Origin of the sequence: Bosea sp. (in: a-proteobacteria), from assembly GCA_023910605.1 — a bacterium.
Classification (GTDB): Bacteria; Pseudomonadota; Alphaproteobacteria; order Rhizobiales; family Beijerinckiaceae; genus Allobosea.
Genome location: JAAVVV010000001.1, coordinates 3,700,053 through 3,719,034, shown reverse-complemented (window position 1 = coordinate 3,719,034; position 18,982 = coordinate 3,700,053). Strand labels below are relative to the sequence as shown.

At 62.6% G+C, this 18,982-nt stretch carries 21 protein-coding genes and 1 pseudogene; 17 read left to right on the top strand and 5 right to left on the bottom strand.

Annotated features, from left to right (window positions below):
• From dhaL to dhaK, 6 genes are read left to right on the top strand one after another with little or no spacing between them, the layout of a single operon-like run.
• Entirely contained in the window at nt 1-597 is a 597-nt protein-coding gene (gene dhaL, locus HEQ16_18025) for a dihydroxyacetone kinase subunit L (GenBank protein ID MCO4055901.1), read from the top strand.
• Nucleotides 594-980, top strand: a complete 387-nt coding sequence (locus tag HEQ16_18020; GenBank protein MCO4055900.1) for a PTS-dependent dihydroxyacetone kinase phosphotransferase subunit DhaM — start codon at nt 594-596, stop codon at nt 978-980. The genes dhaL and HEQ16_18020 overlap by 4 nt, the downstream gene beginning before the upstream one ends.
• Nucleotides 981-994: 14 nt before the next feature.
• Entirely contained in the window at nt 995-1,291 is a 297-nt protein-coding gene (locus HEQ16_18015; protein ID MCO4055899.1) for an HPr family phosphocarrier protein, read from the top strand.
• 10 nt (nt 1,292-1,301) lie between these two features.
• Nucleotides 1,302-2,897, top strand: coding sequence for a phosphoenolpyruvate--protein phosphotransferase (gene ptsP / locus HEQ16_18010; GenBank protein ID MCO4055898.1), 1,596 nt, complete (start codon nt 1,302-1,304; stop codon nt 2,895-2,897).
• The gene (locus HEQ16_18005) at nt 2,890-3,378 is read left to right on the top strand and encodes a hypothetical protein (protein ID MCO4055897.1); all 489 of its coding nucleotides are present in this window, start codon (nt 2,890-2,892) and stop codon (nt 3,376-3,378) included. The genes ptsP and HEQ16_18005 overlap by 8 nt, the downstream gene beginning before the upstream one ends.
• Nucleotides 3,378-4,364: a dihydroxyacetone kinase subunit DhaK gene (dhaK, locus tag HEQ16_18000; GenBank protein ID MCO4055896.1), complete on the top strand. Its 987-nt coding sequence runs from the start codon at nt 3,378-3,380 to the stop codon at nt 4,362-4,364. The genes HEQ16_18005 and dhaK overlap by 1 nt, the downstream gene beginning before the upstream one ends.
• Nucleotides 4,365-4,789: 425 nt before the next feature.
• Here dhaK and HEQ16_17995 read toward each other — a convergent pair whose 3' ends face one another.
• Nucleotides 4,790-5,113, bottom strand: a complete 324-nt coding sequence (locus tag HEQ16_17995) for a hypothetical protein (GenBank protein ID MCO4055895.1) — start codon at nt 5,111-5,113, stop codon at nt 4,790-4,792.
• A gap of 196 nt (nt 5,114-5,309) precedes the next feature.
• Between HEQ16_17995 and HEQ16_17990 the strand changes: the two genes are divergently transcribed.
• From HEQ16_17990 to HEQ16_17960, 7 genes are all read left to right on the top strand, one after another.
• A complete protein-coding gene (locus tag HEQ16_17990; protein MCO4055894.1) occupies nt 5,310-6,347 on the top strand; it encodes a BMP family ABC transporter substrate-binding protein in 1,038 nt (345 codons plus the stop codon).
• A 35-nt stretch (nt 6,348-6,382) separates the two neighbouring features.
• Entirely contained in the window at nt 6,383-7,918 is a 1,536-nt protein-coding gene (locus HEQ16_17985; protein ID MCO4055893.1) for an ABC transporter ATP-binding protein, read from the top strand.
• Nucleotides 7,915-8,976 carry an ABC transporter permease gene (locus HEQ16_17980; GenBank protein MCO4055892.1) on the top strand — a complete coding sequence of 354 codons (1,062 nt, stop codon included), beginning with the start codon at nt 7,915-7,917 and terminating at the stop codon, nt 8,974-8,976. The genes HEQ16_17985 and HEQ16_17980 overlap by 4 nt, the downstream gene beginning before the upstream one ends.
• Complete coding sequence (locus tag HEQ16_17975; GenBank protein MCO4055891.1) at nt 8,976-9,917, top strand: ABC transporter permease; 942 nt, start codon at nt 8,976-8,978, stop codon at nt 9,915-9,917. Before HEQ16_17980 ends, HEQ16_17975 begins: the two co-directional genes overlap by 1 nt.
• 14 nt (nt 9,918-9,931) lie before the next feature.
• Nucleotides 9,932-11,227 carry an amidohydrolase family protein gene (locus HEQ16_17970; GenBank protein ID MCO4055890.1) on the top strand — a complete coding sequence of 432 codons (1,296 nt, stop codon included), beginning with the start codon at nt 9,932-9,934 and terminating at the stop codon, nt 11,225-11,227.
• 303 nt (nt 11,228-11,530) lie between these two features.
• Entirely contained in the window at nt 11,531-12,442 is a 912-nt protein-coding gene (locus HEQ16_17965; protein ID MCO4055889.1) for an alpha/beta hydrolase, read from the top strand.
• A gap of 179 nt (nt 12,443-12,621) precedes the next feature.
• Nucleotides 12,622-13,014, top strand: a complete 393-nt coding sequence (locus HEQ16_17960; GenBank protein MCO4055888.1) for a transposase — start codon at nt 12,622-12,624, stop codon at nt 13,012-13,014.
• Here the strand turns inward: HEQ16_17960 and HEQ16_17955 are convergent.
• The 3 genes from HEQ16_17955 to HEQ16_17945 all read right to left on the bottom strand — a co-directional run bounded on the left by HEQ16_17955 (nt 13,004) and on the right by HEQ16_17945 (nt 15,455).
• A complete protein-coding gene (locus tag HEQ16_17955; protein ID MCO4055887.1) occupies nt 13,004-14,608 on the bottom strand; it encodes an IS66 family transposase in 1,605 nt (534 codons plus the stop codon). The two genes, HEQ16_17960 and HEQ16_17955, sit on opposite strands and share 11 nt — an antisense overlap.
• A gap of 74 nt (nt 14,609-14,682) precedes the next feature.
• Complete coding sequence (gene tnpB, locus HEQ16_17950; GenBank protein ID MCO4055886.1) at nt 14,683-15,045, bottom strand: IS66 family insertion sequence element accessory protein TnpB; 363 nt, start codon at nt 15,043-15,045, stop codon at nt 14,683-14,685.
• Complete coding sequence (locus HEQ16_17945) at nt 15,042-15,455, bottom strand: transposase (GenBank protein ID MCO4055885.1); 414 nt, start codon at nt 15,453-15,455, stop codon at nt 15,042-15,044. The genes tnpB (HEQ16_17950) and HEQ16_17945 overlap by 4 nt, the downstream gene beginning before the upstream one ends.
• 128 nt (nt 15,456-15,583) lie before the next feature.
• Between HEQ16_17945 and tnpB (HEQ16_17940) the strand changes: the two genes are divergently transcribed.
• The gene (gene tnpB / locus HEQ16_17940) at nt 15,584-15,889 is read left to right on the top strand and encodes an IS66 family insertion sequence element accessory protein TnpB (protein MCO4055884.1); all 306 of its coding nucleotides are present in this window, start codon (nt 15,584-15,586) and stop codon (nt 15,887-15,889) included.
• Here tnpB (HEQ16_17940) and HEQ16_17935 read toward each other — a convergent pair.
• A pseudogene (locus tag HEQ16_17935) lies at nt 15,872-16,411 on the bottom strand (IS66 family transposase). The gene tnpB (HEQ16_17940) and the pseudogene HEQ16_17935 overlap by 18 nt on opposite strands.
• Nucleotides 16,412-16,514: 103 nt before the next feature.
• On the opposite strand from HEQ16_17935, the gene HEQ16_17930 reads away from it, so the two are divergent.
• The 3 genes from HEQ16_17930 to HEQ16_17920 all read left to right on the top strand — a co-directional run bounded on the left by HEQ16_17930 (nt 16,515) and on the right by HEQ16_17920 (nt 18,966).
• Entirely contained in the window at nt 16,515-16,928 is a 414-nt protein-coding gene (locus HEQ16_17930; GenBank protein ID MCO4055883.1) for a transposase, read from the top strand.
• The gene (gene tnpB / locus HEQ16_17925) at nt 16,925-17,287 is read left to right on the top strand and encodes an IS66 family insertion sequence element accessory protein TnpB (protein MCO4055882.1); all 363 of its coding nucleotides are present in this window, start codon (nt 16,925-16,927) and stop codon (nt 17,285-17,287) included. The genes HEQ16_17930 and tnpB (HEQ16_17925) overlap by 4 nt, the downstream gene beginning before the upstream one ends.
• Before the next feature lie 74 nt (nt 17,288-17,361).
• The gene (locus tag HEQ16_17920) at nt 17,362-18,966 is read left to right on the top strand and encodes an IS66 family transposase (protein MCO4055881.1); all 1,605 of its coding nucleotides are present in this window, start codon (nt 17,362-17,364) and stop codon (nt 18,964-18,966) included.
• Nucleotides 18,967-18,982 lie beyond the last annotated feature (16 nt).

Sequence of the window (18,982 nt, the reverse complement as noted above, 5' to 3'; positions counted from 1 at the left end):
ATGCTGATGACGGAACTATTGATCACCACTGTCGCTCGGGCGATCATCGCCGAAGCTGAACATCTGACCGCGCTCGACCAGGCCATCGGGGATGGTGACCACGGCCTCAACATGAAACGCGGCATGGAAGCTGTTCTGGCGGAATTGCCAAAGCTGGCCGGCAAGCCGCCGGGCGAGGTTCTGAAGGCCGTCGGCATGCTCCTGGTGATGAAGGTGGGCGGCGCATCCGGGCCGCTTTTCGGCACGCTGGCGATGGAAATGGGCAAGGCACTGCCATCAGAACCCGGCCGGGCCGACCTTGCACAAGCCTTCGCGGCCGCTGTTGCAGGCGTTGCGGCGCGAGGCAAGTCCGAACAGGGTCAAAAGACCATGCTTGATGTGCTGATCCCGGCCAGCCAAGCGCTGAGCGCGGGGAAATCAGCCGCCGAGATCAAGGTGACGGCATTGGCCGCTGCTGATGCCACAATGCCATTGAAGGCCACCCGCGGGCGGGCCTCGTTCCTTGGCGATCGCTCGATCGGACACATGGATCCTGGCTCGCGCTCCAGCGCCCTGATCATTGCCACCATCTGCGACCACGTCGGAGATGCGGCATGAGCAATGTCGGCATCGTCATCGTGTCCCATTCACCCAAGATAGCCGAAGGCACGGCCGATATGGTCCGTCAGATGGTTGGCGACAGTGTGCCGCTGGCCTATACCGGCGGCAATCCGGACGGACAGCTCGGGACTTCGGTCGAGGCCATCATGGCTGCAATCGAGACTGCCTGGTCCGAGGCCGGCGTGGCGATCCTGGTTGATCTCGGCGGCGCGGAAACCAATAGCGAGATGGCGGCCGAGTTCATGCCTCAGGACAGGCGCCGCCGCATCGTGGTCTGCAACGCGCCTCTTGTGGAAGGCGCGGTGATCGCGGCGACAGAAAGCTCCGGCGGCTCTTCGCTCGAGGACGTCAAGCGCACGGCGGAGGAACTGGGGTCATGACTGACACGGTGCGGATGACGACAGGAGAGGATGGCGGCATGAAGACGGGATCGGCGCTTCTCACCAATGCGGTTGGCCTGCATGCACGCCCGTCAGTCAAGCTGACGCAACTCGCCAAGCGTTTTACCGGGCCGGTCGAGTTCGCCTTGGCGCCAGACGGACCCTGGGTCGACGCCAAGAGCCCGGTCAAGGTCATGCGGGTGAAGGCTGCGAAGGGCGCGACGCTGCATGTCCGGACGAGCGGTCCGGACGCGGAGACATCATTGAGCGCGGTGCTCGACCTGATCAACCGCCAGTTCGACGAGCATTGAGGACCCCGGAATGTCGTCCAGCCGCATCAAGGGTCAGTGTGCGTCACCCGGCTTTGCTGCCGGCGTTGTCGCAATTCTTGACGTTCGGCGGGCGCCCCGGCGCAAGGCTGCCGGCAGCGAAGCGGAGGCTGAGGCGCTGACATCCGCGATTGCGACAGCTGCCGGGGAGATCGCCGCTTTGGCGGCGAACGCCGAAGGTGAAGCCGCCGACATGCTCGCTTTCCAGGTGGCGATGCTCGGGGACGACGCGCTCGCGGAAGGCGCTTTTGCAGCCATCCATAATGGCCAGACGGCCGATATGGCATGGTCCGCCGCAATGGCGCTCGAGATATCCGGATACGAGGCGTCAGATGACGAATACTTCCGCGCCCGCGCCAGCGATCTTGCCGACATCCGCGAGCGGGTGCTGGACGCCTTGACCGGCTCGTCCCAAGCCGCCCTTGCACCCGGCTCGATCGTGCTCGCGGACGACATCACGCCCACACGATTCCTGAGCGCGCAGTGGGAGGGCGGCGCCATTTTGCTGCGCAAGGGCAGCGCCACCAGCCACGTTGCGATGCTGGCACGCTCTCGTGGCGTCCCGATGATCGTGGGACTTCCAGCCAACGACCTTGCTGGACGCGAGGTGCTGATCGACGCGCTGGGCGGCCTGGTCGTCGTCGATCCGTCGCCCGCCGAGCAGGAGCTGTTCTTGCGCGACCGCAATGCCAGCGAACAGCGCGCCGTGGAAGCCGCGACCTATCTGGACAAGCCGGCACTCACCCGTGACGGAACACGGATCAGCACGCTCATCAACATCGCCGACCCCTCTGAACTCGACAAGCTTGATCCGGCGATCTGCGATGGCATCGGCCTTGTGCGCACGGAACTTCTGTTCGAGGGCAAGGCGTTGCCCAGCGAGGATGCCCAAGCGGATATCTATGCCCGGATTGTCCGCTGGGCGATGGGCCGCCCCATCACCTTCAGAACGCTTGACGCCGGCGGCGACAAGCCGATCCCCGGATTAACACCGACGGGCGAAAGCAATCCATTCCTCGGGGTGCGCGGCGTTCGGCTGACCCTGAAGCGCAAGGATGTCTTCCTGCCACAGCTGCGGGCTCTGGCGAGGGCGGCTGCGCTCGGCGATGTCGAGGTGATGATCCCGATGGTTTCGGTTCCCGAGGAACTGGAGGCGAGCCGGGCCCTGCTGGCGGAAGCCTGCGACAGCCTGCGAAGGGAGGGCGTGGCGCACCGCATGCCGAAGCTTGGCATGATGGTGGAAGTGCCGGCCGCCGCCTTGACGCTTGAACGTTTCAACGCAGCTTTCCTGTCGATCGGTTCGAACGACCTGACGCAATACGTCATGGCATGCGGGCGCGATATCGCAGATGTGGCCAGCCTTGCCGATCCGGGTCATCCCGCCGTGCTCAGGCTGATCGGGATGGTCGCCGAACATGGCGCGCGCAACGGTGTGAAGGTTTCGCTCTGCGGCGACGCAGGCGGTGACGAGCGAATGATTCCGCTCCTGCTCAGGCATGGCATCCGCACCTTGTCGATGTCACCCAGGCTGCTGGCCGGAGCCAAGCGCGCCCTGGCGGGCGTCACGCTGGGAGATGGCCATGGTTGAGGCGGCTCCTGCCCCGGATGACAAGATCGACCTTGTCGCCGCCTACAAGGGCATTCTGCGCGATGTGCTGGACCGCCGGCCGTCGGGGACGCGCCAGCGCCTGGCCGACGCCTTGAAACGCAACCGCAGCTTCATAACGCAAATCGCCAATCCTGCTTATGCGATCCCTGTTCCGGCGCGGCATGTCGCGACGATCTTCGAGATCTGCCACTTCTCGCCCGTCGAGCGTGTCGCCTTCATGGAGGCATATCACAGGGCTCACCCGCGCAGCCTTGTCGAAGTCTCCAACCGGGCGCGTGGCCGGCATGCTCATCTGGTGCTGCCGGATTTCGGCAGTGACGAGAAGAACCACACGTTCGATGAACTGCTCGACACGTTCATCACAGGCGTCGCGCGCCTCGTCACGGCCAAGAGTGACGGCAAGAGTGACGGCAAGGGTGACAGCAAGGGTGACAGCAAGGACAAAGGCGGAGGACAGTGATGAAGAAGCTGATCAATGGAATCGATACGGTTCTTGCCGAGAGCCTCGACGGATTCGTGCGCGCCCACGCCGACATCGTGGCCATGGGCGAGGAGCGCAAGTTTATTCGACGCACGCGCCTGAAGCGCGGCAAGGTGGCGCTGATTTCCGGCGGCGGCTCCGGCCACGAGCCGCTTCACGCGGGTTTTGTGGGCGTTGGCATGCTCGATGCCGCTTGCCCTGGACAAGTCTTCACCTCGCCCACGCCCGACCAGATGATTGCTGCGGCGGAGGCGGTGGATACCGGAGCCGGCTGCTTGTTCATCGTCAAGAATTACGAAGGCGATGTGATGAACTTCGAGATGGCGCGCGAGATGGCGGCGCAGAACATCCAGACCGTGATCGTTAACGACGACGTCGCCGTGCAGAATTCCTCCTACACGACTGGACGGCGCGGCGTCGCCGGAACGATGATTGTCGAGAAGATCGTCGGTGCCGCGGCCGAACAGGGCATGAGCCTCGACGCGCTCAAGACGCTTGGCGACAAGGTCGTCGCCCGCACCCGCTCCATGGGGGTGGCGCTGACCTCCTGCACTGTGCCTGCCGCCGGCAACCCGACATTCCAGCTCGCCGATGACGAGATGGAGATGGGCGTCGGCATTCACGGCGAGCCGGGACGGCGGCGGGTGAAGCTTGAGCCCGCGCGTGTGATCGCGGCCGAGATCGTCGAGGCCATCCTTGGCGATCTCGGCAAGAGCGCCAAGGGCAGCGCCATCGTGCTCGTCAACGGCTTCGGCGGCACACCGGCGATGGAGCTCTATCTGATGTACGAGAACGCCGCCGCGATCATCAGCCAGCACGGCGTCAAGATTGCCCGTTCGATGGTCGGGAACTATGTCACCTCGCTTGAGATGGCCGGGTGCTCGATCACCGTGACCATGGCTGACCGCCAGATGCTGGCGCTATGGGATGCACCCGTCCGAACCAGTGCCCTGCAGCGGACGTAGCGGCTCGGGCGCAGGGCATGGTCGACTTGAGGGAATGGCTGTTTCGCGCGCCGATTTTCGCCATTTGTACAGCGCTGCCCCGTCTCCGAGAGCCGGCTGTGCGCGCCAGAAATCATGGATCAGCTCAAAGGCCCTTGTTGTTGACCGTGACTGATCCGGTCCCATTTGTTGGGCCGCCGGCGGGCGGAGTTTCCGGCCTGTTCACGGCGTCTGGCTGGATGCGCCGTCGAAGATCTGCAACGAGATCGGAGGCTTGTTGCCGATCGCCCCATGCGGGCGGGCAGAGCTGGCTCGGGGAATCTGGACAGCGTGGAGAAGTGGATCTTCTGCCTGAACGCGGCATGATGCCTGGAACAGGAGAGACCATGACGAGACGACCGCGCCGGAACCATAGCCCGGCTTTCAAGGGATGATGCCAACGGTCATCATGATTGACCGATGTGCGCCCAATCGTGCGATCCGATCGATATGTTTGTCTGGGGGAGGGCGATCAGATTTCGCCACGCGTCGCAAGCCGCGTCGATGATCTCTTCGCAGGTCTCGAAAACGCGGTTCGAGAGGTATTTGGCGCGCAAGAACTGCCAGACGTGCCCGACGGGGTTGAGTTCGGGCGAGCGTGACGGCAGCCGTATCGGCGTGATGTTTTTCGGCCAGCGCAGATTGCCGGTGGTGCGCCACCCTGCGCGGTCGAGCAGCAGCACCGCATGGGCGCCCTTGGCGACGTGGAGGGATATCTCGTCGATGTGCATCTGCATCGCCTGGGTATCGGCGAAGGGCAGCGCCAGCGCTGCATGGCTTCATCAAGAAGACGCAGATGACATGCGTCAAGGACCTCTGGCACAGATGAAAAGGAACGATGTTCCTTGGTGGAAAGTGACAGGCCCGGATTTTGCGTTGCAGGCCAGATCGAATCGATCGATGCTCAGAGAACAGAGTGGCAGAAATATGGGAGATCAAGGAATGGACAAGGACAACCAACCACGCGGCGGACTTGATCGGCGAGTTGTCATTCAGCTTGGGGGCGGACTGGCGCTGCTGGCCGGTACGGGCGGCGCGGCATTGGCTCAGGCCAAGACAAAGCCGTTGAAGGTCGCATCGATCTACACGGTCCCGGTCGAACAACAATGGGTCAGCCGCATCCACAAAGCACTGAACATCGCCAAGGACCGCGGTGACATCACATACAAGTGGTCCGAAAACGTCGCCAATACAGACTACGAGCGCGTCATGCGCCAGTATTCGACCGAAGGCATGGACCTGATTGTCGGCGAATCATTCGCTGTCGAGCGTGCTGCACGACGGGTGGCTGCGGACTTCCCGAGGATAGCCTATCTGATGGGATCATCCTTCCAGCCCTCGAAGCCGAACTTCTCCGTATTCGACAACTTCATCCATGAGCCTGCCTATCTGACCGGGATCGTCGCAGGCAAGGCAACCAAAACCAATGTCATCGGCTTGGTTGGCGGATTTGCCATCCCTGAGGTCAACCGGCTGATGCATGCCTTCATGGATGGCGTACTTTCGGTCAACAAGGATGCCAAGTTCTTCGTCACGTTCATCAACTCCTGGTACGATCCGCCGAAGGCGAAGGAAGCCGCCTTTGCGATGATCGACAAGAAGGCTGACATCATGTACGCCGAACGCTTCGGTGTAACGGATGCTGCCAAGGAGCGCGGCGTCAAGGCCATCGGCAACGTCATAGACACCGCCGCACAGTATCCCGGCGTCGTGCTCGCGTCTGCGCTCTGGCACATGGAGCCCACTATCGACCGCGTGATCCGCAACGTGCTCGCAGGCACGTTCGAGCCCGCTGACTATGGCGTCTACAGCTATATGGCGCATGGCGGGGCCAGCCTCTCGGAGCTTGATCCCAAGCTTGTGACGGCCGATGTCATCGCCATGGTCAAGGCCAAGGAGAAGGAGATTCTCGAAGGTGCCTTCCGGGTCAATGTCAACGATGCCGAGCCCAAGTCGACCGCGTGAACGAGGCGCTGCCAGGACGGCTGCATGACAGGTGCTTGCTGAAGCTTGAGGGCATCAGCAAGACTTTCGGCAGCTTGAAAGCCAATGATGGCATCGATCTTTCGCTGAAGGCTGGCGAGATCGTTGCCCTCCTCGGCGAAAATGGTGCTGGCAAGACCACATTGATGAACATCCTGTTCGGTCATTATGTGGCCGATGCCGGACAGGTTCTGCTGGCTGATGCCGCCGGCAACTGGAACGAACTGGAACGTGGCTCGCCGCAGGCCGCGCTCAAGGCCGGCATCGGCATGGTGCATCAGCATTTCACCCTGGCAGAAAACCTGACCGGGTTCGAGAACATCATTCTGGGTGTCGAGCCCTGGTTCTCTTTTGGGGGCGGACGCGCCAGAGCGCAGCTGCGCCTCGCAGAACTGATGCAGCGCACAGGGCTTGTGGTCAGCCTCGATGTGCCTGTTGAGCGCCTTGCAGTCGGCGAACGGCAACGCATTGAAATCCTGAAAGCGCTCTACCGCGATGCCCGCATTCTCGTGCTCGATGAACCAACCGCTGTTCTGACGCCTCAGGAGGCTGAAAGTCTGTTCGTGGCATTGAGGCTGCTTGCGGATAGTGGCCTTTCGATCGTGTTCATCAGCCACAAGTTACCGGAGGTTCTGGCGCTGTCGCATCGTATTGTGGTGCTGCGGGGTGGACGCAAGGTTGCAGACCATCCGACGGATGGTGCTGATCGCTTCAGCATCGCAAGGCTCATGGTCGGGCGGGAGGTCGAGGTCCAACGCCCCGGCCCGGCATATCCGGGACGCCCGATGCTGGCACTGACGGGCGTCCATGCCGGGGCTGGCCGAGATCAGATGCGCGATATCGCGCTTGTGGTGCGTGCAGGCGAGATCGTTGGCATTGCCGGGGTATCCGGCAATGGCCAACAGACCCTTGCAGCACTGGTCGCAGGGCTGGCCACTCCAACTGCAGGCCGCATCGACGTGCTGGGTGAACCCGGCGGCACGACGCCGTCACAGATGGTTCTGCGCGGCGTGGGACGTCTTGCCGAAGACCGGCTCCGCGAGGGCATGGTCGGCGAGATGAGCGTGGCAGAGAACCTTGTGATGGAACGCTGCCGTCAGGCGGCTTTCAGCCGTGCCGGCTTCCAGCGTCATGATGCCATGACGAAGGCGGCAGAGAGAGCCATCGCAGATTTCGACATACGATGTCAGGGACCGGATGCGACGCTGCGGCTGCTGTCAGGAGGCAATATCCAGAAGCTCCTGCTGGCCCGTGCGCTGGCGGACGATCCACGCCTGATCCTTGCCAACCAGCCAACGCGTGGGCTTGATATCGGGGCCACGGCACTGGTGCATGGCCGGCTCAGGCAGGCTGCGGCTGATGGTGCTGCGGTGCTGTTGATCTCTGAAGATCTCGACGAGTTGTTTGCGCTGTCCCACCGCATCGCGGTGATGCATGCTGGCCGGATGACACCCGCCATTGAGGCTGCCCTGCTGGATGTGAGCGCCATCGGCCTTGCCATGGCGGGGCAAGCGGGCGCTCAGTTCTCGGACGCTCCCGAGGTTGCGGCATGATCCGTTTCGAGCCACGTGCCAGCACGCCTCTTCTCCTGATGGTCATGGTGCCTATCCTGTCGGCCCTGACCGCGATGACCTTGGCGTTGCTCATTCTTGCGCTGAGCGGAGCGCCAACCGCGCGCGCTGCCGGGTTGCTGCTGCACGGCGCGGCAGGCTCTGTCTTCGCCATCACCGAAACACTGACACGGGCGACGCCATTGATTCTGACGGGCCTGGCTGCCGCCGTCGCCTTCCGTGTCAAGCTCTGGAACATCGGGGCGGAGGGTCAGCTCTACGCTGGCGCGCTTGCGGCAACCGCCGTAGGCACTGGTCTTGTGACCTTGCCGCCGCTGTTGATGATCCCGCTGGTCTGCATCGCCGGGGCTGCAGCAGGGGCGCTGGCCTTGCTCGGACCGGTGCTGCTGAAGGCGAGATTCTCGGTCGACGAGGTCGTGACCACGCTGCTCCTCAACTTCATCATTCTGCTGTTCGTGCAGATGATGCTGGAGGGGCCGATGAAAGACCCGATGGGCATGGGCTGGCCACAGACATCACCGATCATCGATGAAGGCGTTCTGCCCCGGCTGATCGGGCAAATGCGCCTGCATGGGGGCATCGTGATCGCGCTCATGGCAACGGTCTTCGTGCATGTGCTGATGACACGCACCGTGACAGGTTTCGAAATGCGTGCGGTCGGTGGCAATGCCAGTGCTGCGCGTTTTGCTGGCATACCGGTCACGGCCACATTGCTCAAGACCGCGCTGCTGTCTGGCGCGCTGGCAGGGTTGGCCGGTGTCAGCGAAGTGGCTGGGCTCAAGGGCTATCTGACCTCCGACCTTTCCCCCGGCTTCGGCTATTCCGGCATCGTGGTTGCAATGCTGGCCGCGCTCAATCCACTCGCCGTGGTGCCCTCGGCCATTTTCATTGCAGGTGTCTTCGTGGGGGCCGACACCATGAGCCGGACACTCGGAATCTCGAACTACTTCGCTGATCTGGTGGTGGCCCTGGCCTTGCTCTGTGTGCTGATCGGCTCGCTCCTGACGCGCTACAGGCTGCGCCGCGTGAGCCCCGCATGATGGAAGCGTTCGACATTCTCCTCCAGGCCAGTTTCTGGGCAGCGGCCATTCGCATAGCGACGCCGTTCATCTTCGGTGTGCTGGGCGCACTGATCTGCGAGCGGGCGGGCGTGCTCAACCTCGGCATCGAAGGCATCTTTGTCGCCGGTGCGCTGTCAGGCTGGCTGGCTGTCTATCTGGGGGCCGGCCTGTGGACCGGTGTCGGGGTTGCCGCCCTTGTCGGGGCTTGCCTTGGCTTGATGCATGGCTGCTTTACCGTGGTGCTTGGCCTTTCGCAGCATGTCACGGGCATTGGCATCACCTTGTTTGCCACTAGCGCATCGTATTTTGGCTACCGCGTTGCGTTTCCAGCTGTTACCAGCCCGCCACGCATCGAAGCCTTCCAGCCCATCAACGTTGAAGCTCTGTCGATCATCCCGATCATCGGTCCGGCGCTGGCGCAGCAAACCGCGCTGACATGGGCAGCCTTCGCGTGCGTCGCACTGACGGCCCTGGTGATTTATCGCACCCCGCTCGGTCTTGCCATACGCGCCGTTGGCGACAATCCGGCCTCGGTCGATGCGCAAGGGCTATCCGTAACCGCGCTGCGCATGGGGGCGCTTGCAGTTGGCTCGGCCTTGATGGCTGTGGGTGGCGCGTTTCTGACCATGTCGGCATTCAATGCGTTTTTCTTCGGCATGATCAATGGCCGTGGCTGGGTGTGTATCGCGCTGACTGTTTTCGCCTCGTGGCGGCCGGGCAAGGCGCTGATAGGAGCGCTTCTGTTTGGTGCGTTCGATGCCTATCAGGTGCGGCTGCAAACGCTTGCCGGCGGCGTTGTACCGAGCCAGATTTTCCTGATGATGCCATTCATCCTTTCAATCATCGCGCTGATCCTCGTAGCCCGGAAGGCCGATTATCCGCGTGCCTTGATGAAGCCATTCATTAAGGGCGAACGCTGAAGAGAGAGCCCGACATGTTCGATCTGCTGATCACCAATGCCAACCTGCCGGATGGCCGCTCGAGCATGGATATCGCCATAAGGGATGGGCGGATCGCCGCCATTGAACCGCATTTCAATGGCGGCGCGCATGAGGTGATCGATGCGACCGGGCGCCTCGTCTGCCCGCCCTTTGTGGATCCGCATTTTCACATGGATGCGACGCTGTCATTGGGCATGCCGCGCCTTAACCGCACTGGCACCTTGCTGGAGGGCATCGGACTGTGGGGCGAACTCAAGCAGCAACTGACCCATGAAGCCGTGGTCGAGCGCGCCATGCGCTATTGCGATCTTGCGGTATCGCAGGGGGTGTTGGCCATCCGCAGCCATGTTGATATCTGCGATGATCGGCTCCTGGCTGTCGAGGCACTGCTGGAGGTGAGGCGGCGTGTTGCACCTTACATCACGCTGCAACTCGTTGCTTTCCCGCAGGACGGCTATCTGCGATCTGCAAATGCGGCGGGCAACTTCAAACGTGCCCTCGACATGGGCGTTGATGTCGTCGGTGGTATTCCGCATTTCGAGCGGACGATGGCAGACGGAGCCGAAAGCGTGCGCCAGCTTTGCGCGATTGCCGCAAAGCGTGGTCTGCTGGTCGATCTGCATTGCGACGAAACAGACGATCCGATGTCGCGCCATGTCGAGACCCTGGCCGAGCAGACCATATGTCTTGGCCTGCAAGGGCGCGTGGCTGGCTCGCATCTGACCTCGATGCATTCGATGGACAATTACTATGTCTCCAAGCTGCTGCCGCTGATGGCCGAGGCAGAGCTGCACGCCATCGCCAATCCGCTTATAAACATCTGCATTCAGGGCCGACACGACACCTACCCCAAACGCCGGGGCCTGACCCGTATTCCGCAAATGCTGGAAATGGGCATCAATGTCGCCTTTGGCATGGATTGCGTGATGGACCCCTGGTATTCGCTTGGCACAGGTGATCCACTCGATGCGGCCCATATGGCGGTGCATGTGGCCCAGATGACGTCAATTGACGCCATGAACCAGTGTTTTGCCGCCGTCACCACGAGTGCTGCCGCCGCCATGCACTTGCCGGATTACGGGATCGCGGTCGGGCACCCCGCCGACATGGTCATGCTTGATGCGCGTGATCCGGTCGAGGCCATTCGGCTGCGTCCACCAAGACTCGCGGTGATCAAGTCTGGCCGGATCATTGCACGCTCACTGCCACGCCAGAGTACGCTGGCACTGGTAGGACGGCCCTATGAAATTTCACCGGTAGCTTTCGCGCCAAAACCCGCAGTTGAGTGACTTCCAACCCCGCGAATGCGCCAACGACTTCAATGCGTGCGGATGCGACCTGGACGGCCTTGGTGCATGAAGGCAGGATTGGCCGGTTCGTTAAGTCGTCACGTGGCACAGCGGGATTGCTTTCTCGCCACCGGCCCCAGAGGTCTTCGTGCCATGCGGGTTCGTGCATGGGGGCGCGGAGCGGAAGCGGGCGTTCGATCGAGTTTCAACCGACAAAATGCTCGTAGAATGAGATGCGAAGGCAAACGCCTTATTCTGACGTACTTTCTTGTGATTGCCCATCTTTTGCCCGCAGCAGCGCAAATGAATAACTCTTTCCAGATTGAGGCACCAGGCCCGGCCGGCCCGCTGTCGGGCTCGGCACTTGGCCCCCGGGACAAAGATGCCCCCGTTGTTCTGATCGTTCCCGGTTCAGGGCCGACCGATCGTGACGGCAATAACCCCCTCGGGGTGAGGGCAGCCCCCTACCGCCTGATCGCAGAGGGGTTGGCGACGCGCGGGATCCGGAGCGTTCGTATCGACAAGCGGGGCATGTTCGGAAGCTCCCGCGCCGTTCCGGACGCCAATGCCGTCGTTATGGACGACTACGCGGCAGATATTCACACCTGGGTCGCAACCATTCGCGAAAGAATGGGTGCTGCATGTGTATGGGTTCTGGGTCATAGCGAAGGCGGCCTGTCCGCCCTCGTCGCCGCCCGACAACATCCTGGCATTTGCGGATTGCTTCTGGTGTCGACGCCCGGTCGTCGATTGGGTGACATTCTCCGCGAGCAGATCGCAGCCAACCCGGCCAATGGCCCCGTCCGCGATCAGGCCGAAAGCATCATTGCACAACTGGAGGCCGGCAAGCGTGTTGAAGCAAAATCGGTTCATCCGGCATTGCTTCCACTGTTCCGGACAGAGGTTCAGGGGTTCCTGATCAGCGCCCTAGCGATCGACCCGGCGAGGTTGATTGCCGATTACCGAGGACCTGTTCTGATCCTGCAAGGATTACGAGACATTCAGGTTGGGCTGGCGGACGCTGAACGATTGCACCGGGCGCGCCCCGATGCGAAGTTGGCCTTACTCCCCGACGTCAATCACGTCTTGAAGTCTGTCTCGATCGACGATCTCGCCGCAAATCTTGCCGCTTACAAGGATGCTGAACGCCCTCTTGCTGACGGTGTCGTCGAGACACTCGCGGCCTTTATCAAGGCGCAGAGCAACGTCCGCTAACGAGTTAACGTCGGCTGGTCGCGAATGGCCGGGATGGGGGCGCGATGCTGCCCGGCCGCTTTGAATCAAGCGGATGTTCTGGTCGCCTTGATCACCTCCATCGTAAGCGTGTAGGCAACCCCACGTATCTTTTGGTGTTCTGATCGCTCATTTTCCCGGTGAATCATGTGGGGAATCCTATGAGCGAGAGTATGAATCAAGATCGAGTTTTTGAGGTTTTGACGGCAGCGCCGGTGCGGACGAGGCGCAGGCCACGTGATTGGTCGGTCGACGAGAAGGCACGACTGATTTCCCAGACGCTGTTGCCTGGTGCGAATGTTTCGGCGATTGCGCGTTCTGCCGGGGTTGACCCTTCGCAGCTTTATGGATGGCGGCGACAGGCCCGGGCATCCGGGGCGGTCAAAGCCATGCCCGTTGCGCACGATGAGGTGAAGTTTGCGCGCGTCGAGGCGGCTGGCAACTGGGCTGTGGAGATTGTCATTCGGGATACGGTTGTCCGCGTTGGCGGCGACATCGATGCGGATCATCTGACCGTGATACTGAGTAAGCGTCCTCTGACGGCTACGGCATAAGGTTCCACGGCAACAGGTCGGCGATTTTGTTGATGGGGTGATCGGCGATCCTGGTGATGACTGCTCGCAGATATCCCGCTGGGTCTCGCCCGTTGAGCTTTGCGGTTTCGGTGAGCGTGTAGATGGCGGCGGCGCGCTCGCCGCCTGCGTCGGACCCTGCGAACAACCAGTTCTTGGCGCCGAGCTTGAGAGGCCTGATGGCGCGTTCTGCGGCGTTGTTGGAGATATCGAGGGTGCCGTCGTCGAGATAGCGGGTGAGTGCTGCCCAGCGCGATCGGGCATAGCGAATGGCCTTGGCCAGGTCGCTCTTGCCGGAGATCTGGGCGAGGGAATGGTCGAGGAAGCTGGCGAGTTCGGTCATGACGGGCAGCGCCAGATCCTGACGAGCCTTGCGCCGATCCTCGGGCTGCTGGCCGTGAATGAGGCGCTCAACCTCGAACAGCTTGCCAATGCGGGTCATCGCCTCCAGTGCCAGGGGCGAGCCTGTCCCGGCGTGAACGTCGTGGAAGTTGCGCCTGACGTGCGCCCAGCAGGCAACCTCGGTTGCGGCGGCTGAACGCGTGGCACTCGTCGCATAGAGTTCGTTGAATCCGGCATAGGCATCCGCCTGCAGGAATCCTGCAAAGGCCTTGAGGTGCTCGCGCGGTCGCTCTCCCTTGCGGTCGGGCGTGTAGCGATACAGCGCGGCGGGCGGGTCTTGACCGCCACGGGGTCGCTCATCGCGCAGATACACCCAGAGCCGCCCTGTCTTCGTGCGCCCGAGGCCCGGCGCCAGCACTGGCACGGGCGTGTCGTCGGCATGCAGCCGCTCAGCCCGCATCACATGGGCACCGACCGCCTCGACCAGTGGCGCGACAAGCTCTGCGGCCTTGGCAACCCAGCCGGCCATCACCGAGCGCTCGATCTCGACGCCCTCGCGGGCAAAGATCTCTGCCTGGCGATAAAGCGGGAGATGATCACAGTATTTGCCAACCAGAACCTGGGCGATCAGGCCCGGTCCGGCCATGCCGCGCTCGATCGGCATGCTCGGCATCGGAGCTTGCGCCATGCTCTCGCAGGTGCGGCACGAGAAGGCGGGACGCACATGGCGGATAACCTCGAAGCGGCCCGGCACATACTCCAGGACTTCACGGACATCCTCATCCACCTTGCGCCACTTGCCTGCCGTTCCGCAGGATGGACAAGCACAGGCAGGGTCGTTCACGATGGCAGGCGTGTGTACGATCTCGATGCGCGGCAGATGCTCAGGCAAAGGGCGGCGCGTGGCCTTCGGCTTGGCTGTTGCTGCATCAGCGGCAGGAGCTATCTCGTCGATGGCTGCATTGTTCGCCGCCTCGACCATCTCCAGTTCCTCGAGCCGCAGTTCCAGTTGCTCGATCTCATGGGAGAGCTTCTCCGAGGAGCGGCCAAATTGCATGCGCCTGAGCCGCGCGATCTGGATCTTGAGCTTCTCGATCTCCAGGCTCTTGACAAGAAGACCGGCCTTGGCGGCGGCAGCTTCGGCCTGCGCCGTCTTCAGCGCTGCAGCCTGCGCAGCGACGAGCGCGCGAAGCCGCGCCACCTCGTCACTATCTTGTCCCGCTGCTTCGATCATGAGGTGAAGATACCAGGGCAGATGGGGTCAAGCTATTGAATCAATGTCGATCTTGACCTTTTGCGCGAAGCACTTCACCCCGCACGTCGTGGCTGATCCGTGCGTAACGGCGAGCGCCAGTCGATGCCTTCGAGCAGCATCGACAGCTGTGCGGGCGTCAGTACAACCTCGCCATCCTGCGTCACTGCCCAGACGAAGCGGCCACGCTCCAGCCGCTTGGCGAACAGGCAAAGCCCCGTGCCGTCCCACATCAGAATCTTCACCAGATCAGCGCGCTTGCCCCGGAAAATGAACAGGTGGCCGCGGAACGGATCCTTCTTCAAAAGATCCTGCACCACCATCGACAGCCCGTCGAAGCCCTTCCTCATATCCACAGGTGCCAGCGCCATGTAGATGCGCGCGCCCGCCAAAGGCGAGGTCAGGGTTTGTGGCGTCATCGGTCGAGCGCTGCGACAAGAGCCGAAAGCCGCTCAGGCGCGATACCCTCATCCGCCTTCAGCACCCGGCCGTTGCTCAAGCTGACCTCCACCGTGCAGTCGGCACGCGGAGCCATCTTGCGCGGGGGCTTTGGTGAAGGCTTCTGTCCCGGCTGCGCTTCGGCTGCGATGACAACAGGCGCGAAGACCGGAGCCTCCAGCGAGGCCAGCGGCGTCACGCCCGGCATCAGCCCCGCCTTCGCCTGCTTGCGCCAGTAAAACAGCAGGCTCCGGCTCACCCCATGCCGATCCGCAACCGCCGCCACAGAAGCGCCCGGCTGCATCGTCGCCTCCAGAAGCCGCACCTTCTCCTCGACGCTCCAGCGACGACGGCGCTCAACCTGGCTGATAATCTCCGTCCGGGTGTCCATAGCCGTCCTTGCGCATAGGCTTAAGGACGACAACAACCGTCCAGACCATGCTCATACGATGCCGGACCCGCCCCCGCGCAAGGCAGCCATGGCAGAACGCTTACGATACTGAGGGCGGTGCGCAAAGCATGATTGGCCTGGGTGTCGTCGTTTACGTGTCGTGCCAGCCCGTCGACTTTCGTAAAGGTGCCGCATCCCTGATGGTGCTTGTCCGGGATGGCGGCCTCGACCCGTTCAACGGCGCGCTTTACGTGTTTCGGTCGAAACGTGCGGACCGTGTTCGGATCGTGTGGTGGGATGGCAGCGGCGTTTGTCTCTATTCGAAGACGCTTGAGGAGCAAGGCTTTTGCTGGCCTGCCCTATCGGCGGCTCGCATTCGCCTGGACCATTCGCAGCTGATGGCTCTTCGTAAGCGGTTAGCTGAGGGCGTTTGACCTGAAGTTCCAGGGCATGAGGGCGTCGATTTTGGATGCGGGCCATCCTTGGGCGATATGCGCGAGGGTTTGCGACAGCCAGTCGAGAGGATCGACATTGTTCATCCTGGCGGTTTGCAGAAGCGTTCCCAGTGTAGCCCAGGTCCTGCCACCGCCTTCACTTCCGGCAAAGAGGCTGTTCTTTCGCGTAATGGTTTGGGGCCTGATGGCCCGTTCGACGATGTTGGAGTCGATTTCAATGCGACCGTCGGAGAGGAACCGTTCGAGTGCTTCACGGCGGGCGAGCGCATAGCGGATTGCTTCCGCCGTCTTGGACTTGCCGGAGACCTTGCCGAGCTCCCGTTCCCAAAGATCGAAGAGGCGCGCGACGACAGGCGCAGACTTTTCCTGCCGGAGCTTCGCGCGGGTGTCTGCATTCCGGCCGCGCACGTCATCTTCGACCCTCCACAGCTCGGTCATGGCCATGACGCTGTCCGTGGCAGCCTGCGAGACGCCGCTGATGTGCAGATCGTAGAACCTGCGTAAGCGTTCTGCCATGGCTGCCTTGCGCGGGGGCGGGTCCGGCATCGTATGAGCATGGTCTGGACGGTTGTTGTCGTCCTTAAGCCTATGCGCAAGGACGGCTATGGACACCCGGACGGAGATTATCAGCCAGGTTGAGCGCCGTCGTCGCTGGAGCGTCGAGGAGAAGGTGCGGCTTCTGGAGGCGACGATGCAGCCGGGCGCTTCTGTGGCGGCGGTTGCGGATCGGCATGGGGTGAGCCGGAGCCTGCTGTTTTACTGGCGCAAGCAGGCGAAGGCGGGGCTGATGCCGGGCGTGACGCCGCTGGCCTCGCTGGAGGCTCCGGTCTTCGCGCCTGTTGTCATCGCAGCCGAAGCGCAGCCGGGACAGAAGCCTTCACCAAAGCCCCCGCGCAAGATGGCTCCGCGTGCCGACTGCACGGTGGAGGTCAGCTTGAGCAACGGCCGGGTGCTGAAGGCGGATGAGGGTATCGCGCCTGAGCGGCTTTCGGCTCTTGTCGCAGCGCTCGACCGATGACGCCACAAACCCTGACCTCGCCTTTGGCGGGCGCGCGCATCTACATGGCGCTGGCACCTGTGGATATGAGGAAGGGCTTCGACGGGCTGTCGATGGTGGTGCAGGATCTTTTGAAGAAGGATCCGTTCCGCGGCCACCTGTTCATTTTCCGGGGCAAGCGCGCTGATCTGGTGAAGATTCTGATGTGGGACGGCACGGGGCTTTGCCTGTTCGCCAAGCGGCTGGAGCGTGGCCGCTTCGTCTGGGCAGTGACGCAGGATGGCGAGGTTGTACTGACGCCCGCACAGCTGTCGATGCTGCTCGAAGGCATCGACTGGCGCTCGCCGTTACGCACGGATCAGCCACGACGTGCGGGGTGAAGTGCTTCGCGCAAAAGGTCAAGATCGACATTGATTCAATAGCTTGACCCCATCTGCCCTGGTATCTTCACCTCATGATCGAAGCAGCGGGACAAGATAGTGACGAGGTGGCGCGGCTTCGCGCGCTCGTCGCTGCGCAGGCTGCAGCGCTGAAGACGGCGCAGGCCGAAGCTGCCGCCGCCAAGGCCGGTCTTCTTGTCAAGAGCCTGGAGATCGAGAAGCTCAAGATCCAGATCGCGCGGCTCAGGCGCATGCAATTTGGCCGCTCCTCGGAGAAGCTCTCCCATGAGATCGAGCAACTGGAACTGCGGCTCGAGGAACTGGAGATGGTCGAGGCGGCGAACAATGCAGCCATCGACGAGATAGCTCCTGCCGCTGATGCAGCAACAGCCAAGCCGAAGGCCACGCGCCGCCCTTTGCCTGAGCATCTGCCGCGCATCGAGATCGTACACACGCCTGCCATCGTGAACGACCCTGCCTGTGCTTGTCCATCCTGCGGAACGGCAGGCAAGTGGCGCAAGGTGGATGAGGATGTCCGTGAAGTCCTGGAGTATGTGCCGGGCCGCTTCGAGGTTATCCGCCATGTGCGTCCCGCCTTCTCGTGCCGCACCTGCGAGAGCATGGCGCAAGCTCCGATGCCGAGCATGCCGATCGAGCGCGGCATGGCCGGACCGGGCCTGATCGCCCAGGTTCTGGTTGGCAAATACTGTGATCATCTCCCGCTTTATCGCCAGGCAGAGATCTTTGCCCGCGAGGGCGTCGAGATCGAGCGCTCGGTGATGGCCGGCTGGGTTGCCAAGGCCGCAGAGCTTGTCGCGCCACTGGTCGAGGCGGTCGGTGCCCATGTGATGCGGGCTGAGCGGCTGCATGCCGACGACACGCCCGTGCCAGTGCTGGCGCCGGGCCTCGGGCGCACGAAGACAGGGCGGCTCTGGGTGTATCTGCGCGATGAGCGACCCCGTGGCGGTCAAGACCCGCCCGCCGCGCTGTATCGCTACACGCCCGACCGCAAGGGAGAGCGACCGCGCGAGCACCTCAAGGCCTTTGCAGGATTCCTGCAGGCGGATGCCTATGCCGGATTCAACGAACTCTATGCGACGAGTGCCACGCGTTCAGCCGCCGCAACCGAGGTTGCCTGCTGGGCGCACGTCAGGCGCAACTTCCACGACGTTCACGCCGGGACAGGCTCGCCCCTGGCACTGGAGGCGATGACCCGCATTGGCAAGCTGTTCGAGGTTGAGCGCCTCATTCACGGCCAGCAGCCCGAGGATCGGCGCAAGGCTCGTCAGGATCTGGCGCTGCCCGTCATGACCGAACTCGCCAGCTTCCTCGACCATTCCCTCGCCCAGATCTCCGGCAAGAGCGACCTGGCCAAGGCCATTCGCTATGCCCGATCGCGCTGGGCAGCACTCACCCGCTATCTCGACGACGGCACCCTCGATATCTCCAACAACGCCGCAGAACGCGCCATCAGGCCTCTCAAGCTCGGCGCCAAGAACTGGTTGTTCGCAGGGTCCGACGCAGGCGGCGAGCGCGCCGCCGCCATCTACACGCTCACCGAAACCGCAAAGCTCAACGGGCGAGACCCAGCGGGATATCTGCGAGCAGTCATCACCAGGATCGCCGATCACCCCATCAACAAAATCGCCGACCTGTTGCCGTGGAACCTTATGCCGTAGCCGTCAGAGGACGCTT

What these genes read in the sequence shown, in the direction of transcription:
- HEQ16_18020 (MCO4055900.1), top strand. Translation starts at nt 594, where the DNA reads ATGAGCAATGTCGGCATCGTCATCGTGTCCCATTCACCCAAGATAGCC.
- HEQ16_17965 (MCO4055889.1), top strand. Translation starts at nt 11,531, where the DNA reads ATGAATAACTCTTTCCAGATTGAGGCACCAGGCCCGGCCGGCCCGCTG.
- HEQ16_17960 (MCO4055888.1), top strand. Translation starts at nt 12,622, where the DNA reads ATGAGCGAGAGTATGAATCAAGATCGAGTTTTTGAGGTTTTGACGGCA.
- tnpB (MCO4055882.1), top strand. Translation starts at nt 16,925, where the DNA reads ATGACGCCACAAACCCTGACCTCGCCTTTGGCGGGCGCGCGCATCTAC.
- dhaK (MCO4055896.1), top strand. Translation starts at nt 3,378, where the DNA reads ATGAAGAAGCTGATCAATGGAATCGATACGGTTCTTGCCGAGAGCCTC.
- HEQ16_18005 (MCO4055897.1), top strand. Translation starts at nt 2,890, where the DNA reads ATGGTTGAGGCGGCTCCTGCCCCGGATGACAAGATCGACCTTGTCGCC.
- HEQ16_18015 (MCO4055899.1), top strand. Translation starts at nt 995, where the DNA reads ATGACGACAGGAGAGGATGGCGGCATGAAGACGGGATCGGCGCTTCTC.
- tnpB (MCO4055884.1), top strand. Translation starts at nt 15,584, where the DNA reads ATGATTGGCCTGGGTGTCGTCGTTTACGTGTCGTGCCAGCCCGTCGAC.
- tnpB (MCO4055886.1), bottom strand. Translation starts at nt 15,045, where the DNA reads ATGACGCCACAAACCCTGACCTCGCCTTTGGCGGGCGCGCGCATCTAC.
- HEQ16_17995 (MCO4055895.1), bottom strand. Translation starts at nt 5,113, where the DNA reads ATGCACATCGACGAGATATCCCTCCACGTCGCCAAGGGCGCCCATGCG.
- HEQ16_17990 (MCO4055894.1), top strand. Translation starts at nt 5,310, where the DNA reads ATGGGAGATCAAGGAATGGACAAGGACAACCAACCACGCGGCGGACTT.
- HEQ16_17945 (MCO4055885.1), bottom strand. Translation starts at nt 15,455, where the DNA reads ATGGACACCCGGACGGAGATTATCAGCCAGGTTGAGCGCCGTCGTCGC.
- HEQ16_17980 (MCO4055892.1), top strand. Translation starts at nt 7,915, where the DNA reads ATGATCCGTTTCGAGCCACGTGCCAGCACGCCTCTTCTCCTGATGGTC.
- dhaL (MCO4055901.1), top strand. Translation starts at nt 1, where the DNA reads ATGCTGATGACGGAACTATTGATCACCACTGTCGCTCGGGCGATCATC.
- HEQ16_17970 (MCO4055890.1), top strand. Translation starts at nt 9,932, where the DNA reads ATGTTCGATCTGCTGATCACCAATGCCAACCTGCCGGATGGCCGCTCG.
- ptsP (MCO4055898.1), top strand. Translation starts at nt 1,302, where the DNA reads ATGTCGTCCAGCCGCATCAAGGGTCAGTGTGCGTCACCCGGCTTTGCT.
- HEQ16_17955 (MCO4055887.1), bottom strand. Translation starts at nt 14,608, where the DNA reads ATGATCGAAGCAGCGGGACAAGATAGTGACGAGGTGGCGCGGCTTCGC.
- HEQ16_17975 (MCO4055891.1), top strand. Translation starts at nt 8,976, where the DNA reads ATGGAAGCGTTCGACATTCTCCTCCAGGCCAGTTTCTGGGCAGCGGCC.
- HEQ16_17930 (MCO4055883.1), top strand. Translation starts at nt 16,515, where the DNA reads ATGGACACCCGGACGGAGATTATCAGCCAGGTTGAGCGCCGTCGTCGC.
- HEQ16_17920 (MCO4055881.1), top strand. Translation starts at nt 17,362, where the DNA reads ATGATCGAAGCAGCGGGACAAGATAGTGACGAGGTGGCGCGGCTTCGC.